Raw genomic sequence first — 16730 nt, 5'->3', positions numbered from 1 at the left:
CTTGAGGAGAGGTATCTGTAAGTAACAGGCACTCACATAGCATTTATTCATATGAGAAAACTTTGTACCCTTGTTCTGCTGCTTACTATTACCATGACCTTAGTGTCTACAGATGCAGAAGCTCAACGCTTTACGCTGAGGAAGCGGTACGCATCTGTTGGAGTGCACCTTGGGGCAATGAACTACTTCGGAGATATTGTACCGGAGCCGGATTTTACCAGCCTTCGCTTTAAATCAACAAGACCAAACATTGGCATTAGTTATACGTATCGGTACTTTCCGCGCATATCGGTGCGTGGTAGCTTTCACTGGGGGCGTATAATCGGAGATGATATAAAAAGTGCTGCTCTTAACGAATCTGAAAACGCAGGCCGTTACAGACGTAACCTGTCTTTCCGTAACGATATAAAAGAGCTGAGCGCAGTTGCTATAGTTGACCTTTTCGAGAACCGCCAGACGTACCGTCGTCGTCCTGATTTTGTGCCTTACGGATTTGTGGGTGTAGCTGTATTGCACCACAACCCAAAAGCATATTATGAAACAGGCTCACACCCTGGCTTAGCAGCAGGTGATGACATACCAACAGGCTGGTACGAGTTACAGCCACTGGGTACTGAGGGACAACATGTAGACGGAGGAGATAACCCTGAGCCCTATAAACGCGTTCAGGTTTCTATTCCGTTTGGTTTAGGCGTACGCTACAAAGTAGACCGATACTGGGATGTGAGCTTTGAGGTAGGCTGGAGAAAAACATTTACAGATTACCTGGATGACGCAAGTTCTTCTTATGTTGATAAATCTACGTTGTTAAGCTCAGCTAATAACAGCCCTAACAGACCAGCGTCAGCTATTTTCTCTGACCGTAGTGCGGAAGGAGAATTTATACCGGTTCCTGACCCGAGCGGAACACCATATCAACACTTAAGTGGATACGGAACATCTGCAAACGCACGCCGGGGCGACAAAACAGATAAAGACTGGTACATCGTTTCGGGCGTAAACATTAACTATATTTTAACACCAAGAATCAGAAGCCCTAAGTTTAGATAATAGAACACAGTACTGTGCGTTGTTACCTAAACTCTGTTTAGCGAATACATGACTTTACATAGAATCCAACTAGCACTCCTTGTTTGTGTAATGCTGCAAATAGGGAGTGCTTTTTTTAGCACACAAGCGCACGCCCAGTATAAAGTATCTACCAGCGAGATAGGAGTAGGTATTGGCGGTGCCAACTATAAGGGTGAACTTGCCCCGGAATACCGTTTCCTGAATAATCAGCCGGCGCTCACTGTTTTTTACCGCAGAGACCTTACCAACACGTTTACTGCAAGAGGCGGCATTATGCTCAGCCATCGTATTGCGGATGATAATACGATAGGCGATGATGTGCAGGATCTGCCGCTGCCAGACTACAGGCAGGCAGAACTACGGCTGAGCTTAGCCGAAGTGTCGCTGGTGATGGAGTATAACTTCCTCGACTATTATGACCTTTCGCAAAAAGTACGGATATCACCTTACTTCTTTGCCGGTTTTGCCGGGCTCATCTACAATAAGAAACTTACAACAGATAACCCAAGCCTGCCGAGCCTAGACAAACCTTTCGATACAGATCTTACAGTAAGCGTGCCTTTTGGCGTGGGTATAAAATATGCCCTGAGCAAGCACTGGAACCTTGGTCTGGAGTTTGGTACACGCATTCTCTTTAATGATAACATGGATTTTCTGTCAGAAGCGGACGGAAAGCATGTGGCCAACCCCTACGATAAAGACTGGTACTACTATAACGGTATCAGTCTTTCTTACACTTTTTACAGAGCAAATTGCCCACCACCATACAGACGCCAGCCCGGTATATTAGATTAGCCATTTAATTTTTAATTAAATTATCTTGCTTTTTGTAACTTGCAAGGAAATTGTGGTTAAATGGAGCTTAAGGAGAAAGTAGATATAAACAATTTACCCAGGCACATTGCCGTTATAATGGACGGTAACGGGCGCTGGGCTAAGCAAAGAGGGGGCTTACGCATTTTCGGGCACAAGAATGCTATCACAGCTGTGCGCGAAACAGTAGAGGCCGCCGCCGAACTTGGAGTACAGTATCTTACCTTATACGCTTTTTCAACAGAGAACTGGTCCAGGCCAGCCAGTGAGGTATCTGCGCTAATGCAGCTACTGGTGACTACAATCCGGAAGGAAACTGCCACACTGAACAAGAATAACATACGCTTACAAACTATAGGTGATACGCAAAGTCTGCCGGCAAGCTGCCAGCAGGAGCTTGCGGAAGCTGTAGAAATGACAAGCGGTAATTCGCGTATGACGTTGGTTCTGGCACTTAGCTATAGTGGCCGCTGGGAACTAACGCAGGCTATGCGCAAGCTGGCAACAAAAGTAGAGCAAGGCGAGCTGAAGGCCGCAGATATCTCGGAAAGCATGATAGCTGATAGCCTGGGAACGGCTGGTATGCCAGACCCGGAGCTGCTTATACGTACCAGTGGCGAAATGCGCATCAGTAATTTTTTATTGTGGCAGTTAGCTTATACTGAACTATACATAACAGAGTTGCTTTGGCCGGATTTCCGGAAGGAGCACTTATACGAAGCAATAATATCTTACCAACGTCGCGAAAGACGCTTCGGAAAGACCAGTGAACAACTAATCAAGTAAAATATTAATGACAAGATGCATCTGGGTGCTGTTTTTCCTGCTTCTGGCAGGCACAGCCTCTTCCCAAGTTCTTAACAAAGCTACGCAGACAAACCCTGTTGATTACATGCAGCCGCGCGAGTACAGGATAGGCGGCATTACTGTAAGTGGAGCCAACTTCTTAGATTCGAATGCCCTCATTGGTGTTACAGGCCTGCAGGTTGGCGATAAGATCACAGTACCAGGCGAAGATATCAGCCAGGCCATCCAGAAACTGTGGGCGCAAGGTATTATTGGCGACGTAGATGTTAGCATCTCTAAAATAGAGGGCGACCAGATATTCCTGGATTTCCACCTGAAGGAGCGTCCGCGTCTTTCCCGCTTCACTTTCTCCGGAATAAATAAGTCGCAGCAGGAAGCCCTGACCGAAAAAATAAGCCTGCAACGCGGAAGAACTGTAAACGATGCAACCCTGAACAGCACCCGTACTGTAATCAAAAATTACTTTGCTGAGAAGAGCTACCTGAATGCGAAGATCAGCATGACCCAGCGTCCGGATTCGCTTCTGCCTAACAGCGTAGTGCTTAACATCAAGATCGACAAAGGAGATAAAGTAAAGATCGGCGAAATTGATATAGTTGGCAACGAAGCTTTTAAAGACAGAAAACTGGAAAAGCAGATGAAGAAGACGAAGGAGAAAAGCATTCGTAATATCCTTTCATCTTCTAAATTCCAACGCTCTGAATACGAGAACGACAAGCAACTACTGCTTGATTTTTATAACTCAGAAGGCTACCGCGATGCGATTATAGTTTCTGACTCTGTTTACAGAATAAGCGATGACAGGCTGGGCATCAGAATAACAGTAGATGAAGGCAACCGCTATTACTATCGTAACATTACCTGGAAAGGCAACTACCTGTATAATGACGAGTACCTGAGCAAAGTGCTGGGTATTCAAAAAGGAGATGTATACAACCGCCAGGAACTGGATAAGCGCCTTACCTTTAACCCGACCGGAATAGACGTGTCAGCACTTTACCAGAACGACGGTTACCTTTTCCAGAGCATCGACCCGGTTGAGGTACGTGTGGAAGGTGACTCGATAGACCTGGAAATGCGTGTGTACGAAGGCCCGCAGGCAACTATAAAAAATGTGGTTGTTACCGGAAATACGAAAACCAGCGAGCACGTAATACGCAGAGAATTACGTACGTTGCCTGGCGAAAAGTATAGCCGCGAAGACCTGATCAGAACAAGAAACGAACTGGCAGCTTTAGGTTACTTCGACCCTGAGAACATAGGGTTGCAGCCAATCCCGAATCAGGCAGACGGTACCGTTGATATTCATTACTCAGTTGTGGAGAGACCAAACGACCAGATCAGTTTATCAGGTGGTTGGGGTGGACCTATTGGTGCCGTTGGTACCGTTGGTTTAACACTTAACAACTTCTCTACCCGTAAATTCTGGGATCTGGATGAGTGGACACCGGTACCTAGCGGTGACGGACAGAGACTGTCTCTGAACCTGCAGGCGAATGGTAAGTACTACCAGTCTTACTCACTGTCATTTACTGAACCATGGTTAGGTGGCCGCAGACCAAACTCTTTATCGGTAAGCTTATTTAAAACAGTTTACCGCCGTCCGGCTATCATGGAAGAAGAGTCGAAGCTGGATGTGAACGGAGCGTCTGTTACGCTTGGCAGAAGACTGCAGTGGCCTGATAACTATTTCAACATCAGCCACTCTTTATCTTATAGCCGCTATACACTTAACAACTATCAGCAGCTGTTCCGTGATTTTACAGACGGTAACTCAAACAGTATATCCTTTATAAACACACTATCACGCTATAGTATAGATAACCCAACGTTCCCGACACGTGGTTCGCAGCTATCGTTAAGCGTAAATTTAACACCACCTTATTCGCTGTTTAAAGAGGATGCAGGTAAGTATGAGTACATCGAATTCAACAAATGGATGTTCGATGCATCGTATTTCATAAACTTGGCAGGGAAATTGGTATTGAACACAAGAGCACACTTTGGTTTCCTGGGCAAGTATAGTTCAGATGCAACTATAGGTCCGTTTGAGCGCTTTAAGCTGGGTGGTGCAGGCCTTGGTGGCGGTAACGTGTTTGTTGGTACAGAGTACATTGGTTTACGCGGTTATGACGACGAAAGTGTTGTAAATGAGAACGACCCTAACCTGTTACAGGCAGGTGGTATTGCGTATAACAAGTTTGTAATAGAGATGCGTCAGCTGATATCACCTAGTCCGGCTGCAACTATTTATGGTTTAGCGTTTTTAGAGGCAGGTAACAACTTTGGCTCTTACGAGAACTATAACCCGTTCAAGTTGTACCGTTCGGTGGGTGTAGGTGCTAGAATATTTATGCCGGCGTTTGGCCTGTTAGGCTTTGACTATGGCTGGAGACTGGATGATATACCGGGCCAGCCGGATGCAAAACCAGGTATGTTCCACTTTATTATTGGCCAGCAGCTGCGCTAATTAAAAGGAATCAGTATGAAGAAACTTTTGTTCATCTTTTTAGCAGGCTTTTTTCTGACGCATATTTCCAATGCTCAGAAGATTGGGTATATTGATTCGAACTTTATACTTAGCAAAATGCCTGCTTACAACAAAGTGCAGCAGGAGATGGACAACTATGCTGAAACCTGGCAAAAAGAGATTGAGGTACTGCAGCAACAGGCTGATAGACTAAAGCAGGACTACCGCGCCGAAGAAGTGCTTCTTACCGAAGAAATGAAGAAGAAGCGCCAGGCCGAGATCAGCAAGAAAGAAACCGAAGTGCGGGATTACCAGCGCAAGGTTTTTGGCTACGAAGGCATGATGTTTAAACGCCGCCAGGACCTGATGCGCCCGATACAGGATGAGGTTTTTACAGCTGTTGAGAAAGTATCCAAGGCAAAGCAGATTGCAATCATGTTTGATAAGTCCGGAGACCTAGTCATGATCTATACAAACCCGGTACACGACTATACCGAGTATGTGTTGGAAGAACTGGGCCTGGCATCAGATAAAGCAAATACAAAAGGCAAGCAGCCTGCGGATGCTCTGAAAGAGAAAACGGATGATTTGCCGGCAGTAGGAGAAGAACAACAGGAAGAACCGCAGCCGGCAGCGCAACCCAAAAAGCCGGCAACCAAAAAGAAGCCTAACAACTAACCTTTATACTTATTATTAATTAACCAACCAATGATGAACAAAATCAAAACCTTAGTAGTAGCGTTTTTACTGATCAGCTTTGCGTCTTTCGCACAGAGCAGCGACCAGCCCCTGAAGATTGGTTATACTAACGTTGAATACATTTTACTGCAGCTTCCTGAAAGCAAGCAGATAGAGTCGTCGCTTAAAGACCACAGCACTCAACTTGAGAACCAGCTGAAAGGAAAGTACGCAGACTACGAAAGCAAACTGCAGGCTTACGAAAAAGGTGCTGCTACTATGGATAAAACTATCCGCGAAGACAAAGAAAAAGAGCTGATGAACCTGAACACTTCTATCCAGGAGTTCCAGCGTAACGCGCAGCAGTCTTTACAGCAAAAAGAGAAGTCTTTAGTTGACCCGGTTATTGCTAAGATCGACAAGGCTATTAAAGATGTAGCAAAAGAGAACGGTTATACTTACGTGATCAGCAACCAGGCATTACTGGCAGGTCCTGAGGATGGAGATATCTCTCCGCTTGTACTTAAGAAATTAGGTGTTGACCCAACTAAAGTAAAAGCTACGCCTGAGCCAGCTGCTGCTAAACCAGCAACTACGCCAGCTAAGGCTCCTGCTAAAACACCAGCAAAATCTAACAACAAGAAGAAAAACTAATAACGTATTTTCTTATAGTTTTGAAAGCCGATGTGATAAACTTCGGCTTTCTTTTTATTTATAGTCTATAGTAACACATACCCGTGGCAGATTACGAAGAACAGGATATAACCGCAGAAGATTCGGACGAACTATACGAGCACCATCGCATTGTAGTGGATAAAGGGCAGGCGCTGCTGCGAATCGATAAATTTCTGATGGACCGGCTGGCCAATGTTACCCGCAACAAACTGCAGGAGGCTATCCGGGCAGAATCGGTGCAGGTAAACGACAAGCCGGTTAAGGTCAGTTATAAGGTAAAGCCGCTGGATGTAATAACTATAACGCTGGCTGAACCTCCGCGTGATACGGATATTGTACCGGAGGATATTCCGCTAACTATAGTTTACGAAGATGAAGAGCTGCTACTGTTAAACAAAGCTGCCGGTATGGTGGTGCATCCTGCTTATAACAACTGGACAGGCACGCTGGTTAATGCCCTTACCTATTACCTGCAAAACCTGCCGACAGCCCGTAACGGCGAAGGCCGCCCGGGGCTGGTGCACCGCATCGATAAAGATACTTCGGGCTTGCTGGTAATTGCTAAAACCGAGTATGCCATGGCTTTCCTGGCGAAGCAGTTTTATAACCATACCATAGAGCGAACTTACTATGCCCTGGTGTGGGGAATACCGAAGTCAGATTCTGGCACTATAACCGGGCACGTTGGACGTAGCGCCAAAGACCGTAAAGTGATGACCGTTTACCCGGATGGTTCTTACGGCAAGCATGCTGTTACGCATTATAAGGTGCTCAGACGCTTTAAGTATGTATCGCTGGTGCAATGTAACCTCGAGACTGGCAGAACGCACCAGATACGCGCACACATGAAATACATCGGACACCCGCTTTTCTCGGATGCTACCTATGGCGGCGATAAAATTGTGTATGGCTCTCCGGTAGGATCTTACAAGGCTTTTGTAGATAATGCCATGAAACTGATGCCACGCCAAGCATTGCACGCCAAATCACTTGGTTTTATTCATCCGGTAACTAAACAGGAGCTGCATTTTAACTCCGACCTTCCCGAGGATTTTGTAGCTGTACTGGAGAAATGGGAGTTGTATGAGAATGAGGCCTAAACTATAGTTGTAGCTATAGGCCAGATAACAATCAACTATAGCCAATCAACAATTAACGTTTAATGCCGCTTCTTCAGCTTGTCGTTTTCGTCAATGGTTTTCTGGCCGGGAATGATGAGGCGTAGGACCAGGTAAATGATAGGAGCTAAGGCAAGAATCAGGATCACCATCAAAATAACTTTCAGCGCTTTTACAAAAACGGAGATAACAATTGCGGAGAGGATGATGGAGATGGTGAAAAGTACCCAGAAGTTGATGCTTTGCCGGCTCATGTGTAAGGGGGTTGGTTTATAGTTTATACTTGAGTTTCTGGGTTTGGTTTGTTCAGCACGAGTTGCCATCTGAAAGCCCACATCCAGCGCAAACTATAGTTGGTAATACCTGCCTGAGCCATTAGCTGCTGTAATTCACTTCTTTTAAAAGCCCGCCATACCGAGAGGGGCGCATCGTTCTGCACTAACCTCGATCCTGAAAACAGCTTTGTAATATACTTGATGGAGTAATAAGCAAACCAGTGGCGATGCAGGTCATTCACTATAACGGCTGTGCGTGCCTGGCTGTATAGTTGCCGGAAAAGCTGTACCAGCTGCTCGTCGGTAAAATGATGGCAAAAGAGGCTGCAAACTATAATATCGTACTGTTGTCGGGCAAACGCTGATGAGAAAACGTCGTGCTGGGCTATAGTTATGTTACTATAGTTCTGGCAATGCTGGCGTGCATAGGTTACCATAAAATCGTTGGCATCTATTCCAGTTAGCTGCACAGCTATGTTTTTACGGTTTGCCCACTTGGCTATAGTTGTCAGTGTGTCGCCGCCGCCGCACCCGATATCAGCTATCGTTATGGTTTGGTTTTTATAGTTGGCGGTCAGCTTATCCAGGGCATCCAGCACTACTTTATGGCCACCCAGCCAGTTGTTTATTATCTCCAGCTCACGCAGATTTTTGCTCAACTCCTCCCCGGCAAGGGTAAGATCATCCATTAACTCGGGTTGGTTACTCCGCAGCGCCAGCATAGTGTACCTTTAGCAACATCGATTCCAGGGTCAAGCCGGGGCCGAAAGCAAAGCTCAGCACAGGCTCATCTTTCTCCTCCCGTGTCAGGTTATCCATCAGTGCCTTTAACACAAATAATACCGTAGCCGACGACATATTTCCGAAATCGCGGAGCACCTGGTAGGCATAGCGGTTATCGTTGCGGGTCATGCCCAGTTCCTGTTCTATCACCTCCAGAATGCGGCGGCCACCAGGGTGAATGGCAAATAGTTTAACTTCTGATAAAGTGGTTTTCAGGCCGTGCAGTAAACTGTCGGTCAGTTGTTTTATGCCTGATTTAATGAGGTCAGGTACGTAGGAGGAAAGCGTCATCTCGAAGCCTGTATTGCCAATGTGCCACGCCATATCACGTTTGCCTGCCGGAGCCAGGTCGCAGTGGAAAGACTGTAGTTCTAGGCTCATTTCTTTACATGGTTTACCCTGCATCAGCACAGCGGCAGCGCCATCTCCGAACAACGCATTCGATATAAGATGATCCTCCTCTGGGTTGTTCTGGAAATGGATAGTGCAGATCTCAGTACAAACCAGCAATACATTGGCATCCGGATCAGCTTTGCAGATGGCATCGGCAAGTTTTATGGCATTGAAGGCAGCATAGCAACCCATGAAGTTGACAGCAGTGCGCTGCACAGTGGCAGGTAATTCAAGTCGCTCCACCAGTTCAATATCCAGGCCGGGTGCATACATACCGGTACAGCTAACAGTTACCAGGTGAGTAATGTCGGAGAGAACTATAGTTGGGGTTTGTTCTAAACAGTTACGTACCGCCTTTTCAGACAAATCCACAGCGTGGTGTTTGTATACATCCATGCGCTGCTGCACTGTCGGGAAAGGAGCTAAGGTTGGGGTATTTGGGTAAAACGTGAAATCTCCGTTCTGGCGGGTATAATCCTGCAATACGCTATAGCGCTGCCCAATGCCCGATACGCGGTAAAGCGCCTTTAGCTTGCGGGTATCCTGTTCATCGAACTGCAAGGCACTGGCCATAAAATCAGCTACCTGCATCTGCGGTATTACATGTGGAGGGTTAGCCGTTCCGATGGCGCAAATGTAGCTTTTCATACAGGTATGTGGTGAAGGATATATGTATGCTTCTATAGTTGCCTGTTGTACGAATGCCTGCACAGATTAGATGTAACCCAGTTAAACTATAGTTAGAATGGTTGTCCGTGGGTCTGGCGCATTAACAATTGCAGGGCAGAAGGTAGGTGCTTCAGCGTTTTTATAGTTACTTCAGATAGCACCGGATGACCAAATAGATGCTGTATGGTTCGGCCCAGCTGCAGGCGGTTGGCAAAATGTTTGTTCCAGGCGTGGCTATAGTTGGCTACGAGCTGCTGCCGGTTGTGCCCGTTTTTAAAATACAGCGTTGTATGTTCAGCTGCCAGCTTACCTGCGTGTATCGCCATGGCCATGCCGTTTCCGCAAAGTGGCGTAATCATGCCGGCTGCGTCGCCGCACATCAGCATATGGTTCTCTATACAGGTTTTAGTAGCAAACGATATTTCATTGATCACTTCGGGCTGGGCATATAAAAACTCCGCTTCGGTAAAGATCCGGTGCAGGTGCGGATTCTCATAAAGTACGGCCTGTTCCATAGCAGCTATAGTTCCGTGCTCTTTCAGGTTGTGGCGGGTAGTAAGGTAGCAAAAGCAATAGGTGTCATTCTCTACTGCTGAAATACCTGCGTAGCCATCCTTAAAGTTATGAAGGGCAATGATATCTTTAGGCTGATCATATTTTACATGATACTTTACGCCGATATAGGGAGATCGCTTTGCAAAGAAATGCCGGTCCAGTTGCCGGTCTAAGGTAGCTCGTTTACCATAAGCGCCAATTACTATCGTTGCTGTCAGTTCCTGCCCGTTACCTAATTTCAGCAAAAAGCTATCATCCCTGAAAACAACATCCTGCACTGCAGTGTTAAGTTTAAAAGTAACACCCTTTGCCTCAGCAAGTTGGTGCAGGTAATTGTCCAGCGTATATCTGCTGATGCCGAAGCCGCCAAGATCCAGAGAGGTTTCTAAACTATAGCCTGAAGGTGCGGTAAGCTGAAAGCGGTTAATGCGGGCAGGTTGCAGTTGGTTTATATCTGCTCCCAGGCTTTTAAGGTAAGGCAAAACCTCGTTAGATACATACTCGCCGCATACGCGATGGAAGGGGTAAGCTTTCTTTTCGATGAGGAGCACCTGTATACCCTGCTGTGCCAGAAAAAGTGCGCTGGTGAGCCCCGCAAGGCCACCTCCCACAACGATAACAGGCCAGTCAGGAGTATTCGATTTATGCAAAACAGGGATCGCTAAAATTTGGTGAACACCCCACTTTTGGAGGGTATAATGCAATAACTATTTAAAAGCTTGCTCGTTTTAATAAATGGAACGACTTTTGTAATTCCCTTACGTAGAAATACTTCTTAAAGACTCTCTATGAAACAATTTATACTTACGATTTTAGTGACTTTTTCGATGCTGGCAGTGCAGGCGCAGGAACAACCCACCGGGCAGAAGGCAGAGAAAGAGAAAACACTTACAGTAGGCCAGGATGAAAAGGATTTTACTATATATCCTAACCCAAGCAATGGGGTATTCACCGTGTCGCTTGCTAACATGACTTCAAAAAAAGCAGATCTGCGGATAATGAACGTGATTGGCAATGAGATCTATCACGAAACGCTGACCCGCGATAATTCTACGCTTTCTACAACAGTAGATCTGAGCCGCTATTCTAAGGCGAAAGGTTTATACTATGTAAAACTGGAAACGGATAATTTTAGTGTGGTGCGTCGCGTAATAGTGCGATAAAATAACTGCAGAAAAAACAGAAGCGGCAGTCTCTTAAAACGAGGCTGCCGCTTTTTTTGTGCTTATTGTCTATTAAAGCACACATTTGCCTAAATTTACCGCACACAAACATTTCAGATCAGATGCAACATTCTACTTTCCTGTTCCGCCTTCTCCCACTTTTACTGGTACTTACTTCAGCCTGTAAAAAGCCTCTCGAAGCAACCAACGTTAAGCCCGTCGAAACTATAGTCTTCGGGTCGTGTAACCGCCAGGATCTGCCGCAGGTTATCTGGCCGGCTGTAAACCAGAACAACCCGGATGTGTGGGTATGGCTGGGCGATAACATTTATGGCGACTCGGAGAACATGGATGTGCTGAAGCAGAAATATGATATGGTGCTGCAGGAGCCAGGTTACAAGCAATTGCAGGCAAATGCCAACATTGTCGGCACCTGGGACGACCACGACTATGGCCTTAACGATGGCGGTAAAGAATTTAAAATGCGGGAGCAAAGCCAGCAACTCTTCTGGGATTTTATAGGCGAGCCCGCCAATAGCCCGCGCCGTAAGCAGCAGGGCGTTTATAGTTCGCATACCTATGGCCCCGAGGGCAAACAGGTTAAAGTAATTTTGCTGGACAGCCGTTACAACCGCGATTCGCTGGCCCGCATCAACAAAGTATACCAGACCAACTATACCGGCGATATGTTGGGCGAAGAACAATGGAAGTGGCTCGAAAATGAGCTACGTAACAGCAAAGCGCAGATAAACCTTATAGGCAATGGCATACAGGTATTGCCCGAAGAACAGGTGTTTGAGAAATGGGCCAACTTCCCGGCATCGCGTAAAAGATTGCTGGATATGATTGCAGCTACCAATGCACCCGGTGTTATACTGCTGAGCGGCGATCGTCATATTGCAGAGATATCTAAAACCGAGTTACCTGGCATGAGCTACCCGCTTTACGAAGTAACCAGCAGTGGCATGACGCACGTGTACAGTGGTGGTAATGTGGAGCCAAACAAGTACCGCGTGGGCGACCTGGTTAACAAACTTAACTTTGGGGTACTGCAGTTTAACTGGGCAGATAACGTACAGGTAGAGATGCTGATAAAAGGAAAAGATAACGAAACTTACGTGCATGAAAAGGCAGTGTATTAGTTACTTATAAAAAATCTATAGTTGCAGGCGGCCGGCTTTAAAAAGCTGGCCGCCTTTTTGTTATACCCCTATCAGCAAGTTAAACCTTACGAAAAAACAGCTGTCAAATAATCAAAATTTAAAACGAACAGACATGAAGACTAATAGCATCCTTAAAAAAGTTTTTGTACTTGGCTTAGGTGTTTTCCTTTCGGTAGGAGCCATGGCACAGGAGCAACAGCAGGGCACTCCTAAAAAGCAGATGACACCGGCTGAGCGCCAGGAAAAAATGCTGGAGAACTATAAAAAGAACCTGAACCTGACCGATGCGCAGACTAAAAAGTTAAAAGCCATTCAGGAGGACAGAGTAAAAGACATGCAGGCCATCCGTAACGACCAGAACCTGACCCGCGATGCAAAACGCGAGAAAATGAAAGCGTTACATGCCAGCCAGCAGCAGGAAATTACAACAATCTTAAATGCAGAGCAGAAGCAGAAGTTTGCAGAGATGCAGGCAAAAAAAGAAGCCCGTAAAAGTGAAATGAATGGCAAGCGCGGCGAGCACCATAAAGGCAACAAAATGAAGCAGCATAAAATGCAGCGCAGCAGCTAAGCTTTTAACTGAGCAGTAGCTTATAGATTAAGTTTGTGAAAAATCTCCCGGATGCATCATCCGGGAGATTTTGTTTTATAGCTATAGTTGCTCCGGCAAAATGGCTTTGGAAATATAGCCTGTATATGTCTCAGCGTTTTTACTTAGCCGTACTTTTATAAAAAGTGCATCTGTAGTATCCAGAAGTTGCACTTGCTGCGCAGTATCGAAGTGAGTTATAGTTGGGCTGTTAAAGTCCGGTTCGCTATAAAGTATACCCCCTATCAACGGCTTCGTTACCGACAATACATCATCCGGCAGCGGAACTGGCTCACCGGCTATAGTTGCTTCTGATTTACTTTGCTGCTCTCCATCGGATTGGCAGGCCTGGCAAACTATAGTTGCAGCTATGATTAATGCGTTTACCAGTTTCTGCATAGCGGGTGATTAACTGAAAAGTGAGCTTGTAACCCCTTTAAATCGAAGCCTTTGAGAATTACGGTTCCATTCCGGTCAGGGTTAGTCTTTTAGCTTTATCCTATCGTTCCTTTCTTCAGCTCAGCCAGAATTTCGTAAGAGCGCAGGCGTGCCGCATGGTCGTAGATATGCGAGGTAACCATTACCTCATCCACACCTGTGCTTTCTATAAACTTATCTAACTCCGATTTTACAGAGGCAGGACTACCAATAAAACTATAAAGCAGCATCTGTTGTACCGCATACATCTCCGACATATCCCATTTATCATCCATGCTATCTACAGGCGGCTGCATCTGGCGGGCGGTACCACGTATCACACTAAGGAAAGACATATATAGTGAGGTGGCCAGTTTGCGTGCTTCGTCGTCGGTCTCGGCGGCTACTACATTTATACCTGCCATCGCATAAGGCTCTTTTAGCGTTTCGGACGGTTGGAAGCTGTCTCTGTAAATTTTAAGGGCCGTATGCAGCAGCGTAGGCGCAAAGTGACTGGCAAAGGCAAAAGGTAAACCCAGAATACCGGCCAGTTGTGCACTAAATGTACTGGAACCCAGCAACCAGATCGGTATGTTCAGCCCTTCGCCGGGTACAGCTCTAACGCGTTGCCCCGCACTGGCCGGAGCCAGGTAGCTTCTGAGTTCTTCCAGGTTAGCCTGAAAGTCTTCGCCTGCGCCCTGTAGGTCGCGGCGTAGTGCCATGGCCGTTACGTGGTCGGTGCCCGGCGCGCGGCCAAGGCCCAGATCTATTCTGCCCGGGAACAGTGTTTCCAGGGTTCCGAATTGCTCAGCTACTACTAAAGGGGCGTGGTTTGGCAACATGATACCACCGGATCCTACGCGTATTGTTTTTGTGCCGCCTGCTATGTGCCCTATCAGGATAGAGGTAGCAGAACTGGCAATGCCGGGCATATTGTGATGTTCGGCCATCCAGTAACGGGTATAACCCCATTTTTCGGCATGCTGTGCCAGGTTCAGGCTGGTTTTAAAAGAGTCGGCCGGGGTTTTGCCGGCAAGTACAGGAACCAGGTCGAGTACAGAGATAGCAGTATCAGAAAGTGTTCGCTTTTTATCGCTCATGGTTATGTTTTCGTGTTATTTTACCCAAACTATAGCGCAATAGGTGCAACTATAAAACAGGCTGTCTTGATTAACAAACTATAGTTGGTTTGGTTTTACATTTTGCAGAACAGACCCGCTCCCGTCTTCTGTTTTCTGTATAACACTCAGGTTGCCCTGCGTTTCGAGTACCACGGCATCTACATTGTGTACGTTTCCTATTCCCTGACTTCGGATAGCTGCCAGAATTTCTTCTTTAGTAATTCGTTCGCGTTGCATATCCTCTTCCATAAACTTCCCCTTATAAAGCAGTAATGCCGGCTGTGCCTTTACCATGTTCTGTATTTTCTCTGATCGTACCGAAAGCCAGGTGATAATATACTGCAGGGAAATAAGCAATGCGAAAGCCGCTGCCCCATCTGCCAGTGTTACATCTTTCGATAAAAGCATAGTTGCCAGCGTAGATCCCAACGCTATAGTTACTACAAAATCGAAGGCGTTCATTTTAGAGAGCGTCCGTTTGCCCGACAGCCTGAGCTGCAGCACAAGCATAACATACGATAACAGGCCTATACCCAATGTGCGGAATAAACTTGTCCAGCTATCAAATAAAAACTGTTCCATAGTGTTTGGTTTTTAGTTTTAGTACCCGACAAGCGGCACATGGGTTATGATCAACTTAAACTATAGCTTAACCTCCGTTTAGTTTAAGATTGTACTGTTTTTTGATAATAAGCCTGTATAAGAGCTTTGCCTTCTTCAGTTTTCACCAGTGGTATCATCTGGAGCAGCATTTGCTGCATCGCAGTTTGTAGTAACCTGTCTTCTTTGCCGTAATCCCATATCGGTGCAATTGATTTCTCGAACAACTCTTCCACAACTTCTTCCTGTAATATAATTCGTTCTGTTCCGTGTTCATCTGCTATAGTTCGGGTTGGGTGGTGGTTAAAGCGGTAGGTCAACAGATCGATAAGGGCGTGCAGGCTAAGTATGGCTGTGCCCGGGTCGTTAATACCGGGGCTAAGCGCTTTAACGGCAACTTCGGTAAGCTGCTTAAAACCATAATAGGGATTTTTTTCGATTGGTTCTCCCCTGTAAAAGTTAAGTGCAAGGTCCAGTTGGATTTCCATTTCTTCTGATACTGGCTTGCTGGTGTAAATAGAAAGTATGGGTGTACCATAAACTATAAAGCTCCCCACCTGATAATGGAACCTGATGATCCAGTTATGCCGTGTGCAAAGGTTAAGTAGCGTTTCCTGCTCTATCCCCTGAAAATATCCTGATTCTCTGGCTGTAAAGTCTGTGTACCTGTCAGGTAAATCCAGTTGTAATGGCGCTGCAGTTTTAAGGTGGCAATGGCTTTTTAGTTCATTTAAGGTTTTGGTGTAAATGCGCTCAATAATGGTTTCATACTTTACCGACTGCGTAATGTAGTGCAGGAAATAAATGAACAGGAAGATATCTATGATAGTAAGCAGGATGAGTAGGTAAACGCTGAGCGCGGGTACATATACACCGGAGTCTATATCGCGGATGGTGCTTAACAGAAAAAGTGCGTAAACTATAGTTCCGATGTAAAAGCCAAGCACAATCTGCTGAAAACGGTTGCCAATTAAGCTGCCAAGTACACGGTTGGTCATATTAGACGCCGCCTGGTTTAACAGCAGCATCACCATCGAGAAGCTAAAAACGGTAAGCGACAAAATACCTCCGGCTATAGTTGACGCTATAGTTCGGGCAGTGCTGGCATCTTTCAGGCTGATAAAATCGAGGAGCTTGGCTTTCAGGTTCTTGCCCGGTTCAGAGAAATCGAACAGCAGCAACAGGTACGACAACACCAGGAAACTTAGTGCGATCAGGGCCGGGTAAAAGGCAATGCTATTTACTACATTAGTGTAATAGCGCCGTACCCATTTCAGGACGCGTTTCTTCATAAGTCAGGTTTGGTGTGTTCTGTTTTGGCTATACTTGCGCCGCGCAGTTGTGGTTGCTGCCTGAGCTTTTGCTGGAAG

General features: G+C 46.1%; 18 protein-coding genes. 10 read left to right on the top strand and 8 right to left on the bottom strand.

All coding sequences use genetic code 11. The annotated features are described in order from the left end of the window. The first annotated feature begins 51 nt into the window (after window positions 1-51). From KYK27_RS17220 to KYK27_RS17190, 7 genes are all read left to right on the top strand, one after another. Window positions 52-1050, top strand: a complete 999-nt coding sequence (locus KYK27_RS17220; RefSeq protein ID WP_199111548.1) for a DUF6089 family protein — start codon at window positions 52-54, stop codon at window positions 1048-1050. 48 nt (window positions 1051-1098) lie between these two features. Next, window positions 1099-1866 carry a DUF6089 family protein gene (locus tag KYK27_RS17215; protein WP_199111547.1) on the top strand — a complete coding sequence of 256 codons (768 nt, stop codon included), beginning with the start codon at window positions 1099-1101 and terminating at the stop codon, window positions 1864-1866. Between the two features lie 60 nt (window positions 1867-1926). Continuing rightward, window positions 1927-2670, top strand: a complete 744-nt coding sequence (locus KYK27_RS17210) for an isoprenyl transferase (RefSeq protein WP_199111546.1) — start codon at window positions 1927-1929, stop codon at window positions 2668-2670. 7 nt (window positions 2671-2677) lie between these two features. After that, window positions 2678-5161 (top strand): outer membrane protein assembly factor BamA, encoded by a 2484-nt coding sequence (bamA, locus tag KYK27_RS17205; protein ID WP_199111545.1) that lies wholly within the window; start codon window positions 2678-2680, stop codon window positions 5159-5161. Between the two features lie 15 nt (window positions 5162-5176). Then, a complete protein-coding gene (locus KYK27_RS17200) occupies window positions 5177-5839 on the top strand; it encodes an OmpH family outer membrane protein (RefSeq protein WP_199111544.1) in 663 nt (220 codons plus the stop codon). 30 nt (window positions 5840-5869) lie between these two features. Continuing rightward, entirely contained in the window at window positions 5870-6493 is a 624-nt protein-coding gene (locus KYK27_RS17195; RefSeq protein ID WP_199111543.1) for an OmpH family outer membrane protein, read from the top strand. Window positions 6494-6576: 83 nt separating this feature from the next. Beyond that, the gene (locus KYK27_RS17190; RefSeq protein ID WP_199111542.1) at window positions 6577-7614 is read left to right on the top strand and encodes an RluA family pseudouridine synthase; all 1038 of its coding nucleotides are present in this window, start codon (window positions 6577-6579) and stop codon (window positions 7612-7614) included. Window positions 7615-7673: 59 nt separating this feature from the next. On the opposite strand, the gene KYK27_RS17185 is transcribed toward KYK27_RS17190, so the two are convergent. From KYK27_RS17185 to KYK27_RS17170, 4 genes are all read right to left on the bottom strand, one after another. Then, window positions 7674-7886: a hypothetical protein gene (locus KYK27_RS17185; protein WP_199111541.1), complete on the bottom strand. Its 213-nt coding sequence runs from the start codon at window positions 7884-7886 to the stop codon at window positions 7674-7676. Between the two features lie 23 nt (window positions 7887-7909). Further along, the gene (locus KYK27_RS17180) at window positions 7910-8629 is read right to left on the bottom strand and encodes a methyltransferase domain-containing protein (protein WP_199111540.1); all 720 of its coding nucleotides are present in this window, start codon (window positions 8627-8629) and stop codon (window positions 7910-7912) included. After that, a complete protein-coding gene (locus tag KYK27_RS17175; RefSeq protein ID WP_199111539.1) occupies window positions 8610-9731 on the bottom strand; it encodes a type III polyketide synthase in 1122 nt (373 codons plus the stop codon). The genes KYK27_RS17180 and KYK27_RS17175 overlap by 20 nt, the downstream gene beginning before the upstream one ends. Window positions 9732-9823: 92 nt before the next feature. Beyond that, window positions 9824-10957 carry an NAD(P)/FAD-dependent oxidoreductase gene (locus KYK27_RS17170; RefSeq protein ID WP_199111538.1) on the bottom strand — a complete coding sequence of 378 codons (1134 nt, stop codon included), beginning with the start codon at window positions 10955-10957 and terminating at the stop codon, window positions 9824-9826. A 138-nt stretch (window positions 10958-11095) separates the two neighbouring features. On the opposite strand from KYK27_RS17170, the gene KYK27_RS17165 reads away from it, so the two are divergent. From KYK27_RS17165 to KYK27_RS17155, 3 genes are all read left to right on the top strand, one after another. Further along, complete coding sequence (locus KYK27_RS17165; protein WP_199111537.1) at window positions 11096-11470, top strand: T9SS type A sorting domain-containing protein; 375 nt, start codon at window positions 11096-11098, stop codon at window positions 11468-11470. Between the two features lie 122 nt (window positions 11471-11592). Then, complete coding sequence (locus tag KYK27_RS17160) at window positions 11593-12612, top strand: alkaline phosphatase D family protein (RefSeq protein ID WP_199111536.1); 1020 nt, start codon at window positions 11593-11595, stop codon at window positions 12610-12612. A gap of 133 nt (window positions 12613-12745) precedes the next feature. Continuing rightward, window positions 12746-13204 (top strand): hypothetical protein, encoded by a 459-nt coding sequence (locus KYK27_RS17155; protein ID WP_199111535.1) that lies wholly within the window; start codon window positions 12746-12748, stop codon window positions 13202-13204. A gap of 81 nt (window positions 13205-13285) precedes the next feature. Here KYK27_RS17155 and KYK27_RS17150 read toward each other — a convergent pair whose 3' ends face one another. The 4 genes from KYK27_RS17150 to KYK27_RS17135 form a co-directional block, all read right to left on the bottom strand. After that, a complete protein-coding gene (locus KYK27_RS17150; protein WP_199111534.1) occupies window positions 13286-13621 on the bottom strand; it encodes an SH3 domain-containing protein in 336 nt (111 codons plus the stop codon). Window positions 13622-13716: 95 nt separating this feature from the next. Then, window positions 13717-14739 carry an LLM class flavin-dependent oxidoreductase gene (locus KYK27_RS17145; protein WP_199111533.1) on the bottom strand — a complete coding sequence of 341 codons (1023 nt, stop codon included), beginning with the start codon at window positions 14737-14739 and terminating at the stop codon, window positions 13717-13719. A gap of 78 nt (window positions 14740-14817) precedes the next feature. Next, window positions 14818-15342 (bottom strand): DUF421 domain-containing protein, encoded by a 525-nt coding sequence (locus KYK27_RS17140; protein WP_199111532.1) that lies wholly within the window; start codon window positions 15340-15342, stop codon window positions 14818-14820. Between the two features lie 83 nt (window positions 15343-15425). Further along, entirely contained in the window at window positions 15426-16652 is a 1227-nt protein-coding gene (locus KYK27_RS17135) for a DUF2254 domain-containing protein (RefSeq protein ID WP_199111531.1), read from the bottom strand. Window positions 16653-16730 lie beyond the last annotated feature (78 nt).

The sequence above is a fragment of the Pontibacter populi genome, from assembly GCF_019336435.1.
GTDB lineage: Bacteria > Bacteroidota > Bacteroidia > Cytophagales > Hymenobacteraceae > Pontibacter > Pontibacter humidus.
This window is presented reverse-complemented; position numbering and strand designations above follow the sequence as displayed.

What these genes read in the sequence shown, in the direction of transcription:
- KYK27_RS17220 (WP_199111548.1), top strand. Translation starts at nt 52, where the DNA reads ATGAGAAAACTTTGTACCCTTGTTCTGCTGCTTACTATTACCATGACC.
- KYK27_RS17215 (WP_199111547.1), top strand. Translation starts at nt 1,099, where the DNA reads ATGACTTTACATAGAATCCAACTAGCACTCCTTGTTTGTGTAATGCTG.
- KYK27_RS17210 (WP_199111546.1), top strand. Translation starts at nt 1,927, where the DNA reads ATGGAGCTTAAGGAGAAAGTAGATATAAACAATTTACCCAGGCACATT.
- bamA (WP_199111545.1), top strand. Translation starts at nt 2,678, where the DNA reads ATGACAAGATGCATCTGGGTGCTGTTTTTCCTGCTTCTGGCAGGCACA.
- KYK27_RS17200 (WP_199111544.1), top strand. Translation starts at nt 5,177, where the DNA reads ATGAAGAAACTTTTGTTCATCTTTTTAGCAGGCTTTTTTCTGACGCAT.
- KYK27_RS17195 (WP_199111543.1), top strand. Translation starts at nt 5,870, where the DNA reads ATGATGAACAAAATCAAAACCTTAGTAGTAGCGTTTTTACTGATCAGC.
- KYK27_RS17185 (WP_199111541.1), bottom strand. Translation starts at nt 7,886, where the DNA reads ATGAGCCGGCAAAGCATCAACTTCTGGGTACTTTTCACCATCTCCATC.
- KYK27_RS17180 (WP_199111540.1), bottom strand. Translation starts at nt 8,629, where the DNA reads ATGCTGGCGCTGCGGAGTAACCAACCCGAGTTAATGGATGATCTTACC.
- KYK27_RS17175 (WP_199111539.1), bottom strand. Translation starts at nt 9,731, where the DNA reads ATGAAAAGCTACATTTGCGCCATCGGAACGGCTAACCCTCCACATGTA.
- KYK27_RS17165 (WP_199111537.1), top strand. Translation starts at nt 11,096, where the DNA reads ATGAAACAATTTATACTTACGATTTTAGTGACTTTTTCGATGCTGGCA.
- KYK27_RS17160 (WP_199111536.1), top strand. Translation starts at nt 11,593, where the DNA reads ATGCAACATTCTACTTTCCTGTTCCGCCTTCTCCCACTTTTACTGGTA.
- KYK27_RS17155 (WP_199111535.1), top strand. Translation starts at nt 12,746, where the DNA reads ATGAAGACTAATAGCATCCTTAAAAAAGTTTTTGTACTTGGCTTAGGT.
- KYK27_RS17150 (WP_199111534.1), bottom strand. Translation starts at nt 13,621, where the DNA reads ATGCAGAAACTGGTAAACGCATTAATCATAGCTGCAACTATAGTTTGC.
- KYK27_RS17145 (WP_199111533.1), bottom strand. Translation starts at nt 14,739, where the DNA reads ATGAGCGATAAAAAGCGAACACTTTCTGATACTGCTATCTCTGTACTC.
- KYK27_RS17140 (WP_199111532.1), bottom strand. Translation starts at nt 15,342, where the DNA reads ATGGAACAGTTTTTATTTGATAGCTGGACAAGTTTATTCCGCACATTG.
- KYK27_RS17135 (WP_199111531.1), bottom strand. Translation starts at nt 16,652, where the DNA reads ATGAAGAAACGCGTCCTGAAATGGGTACGGCGCTATTACACTAATGTA.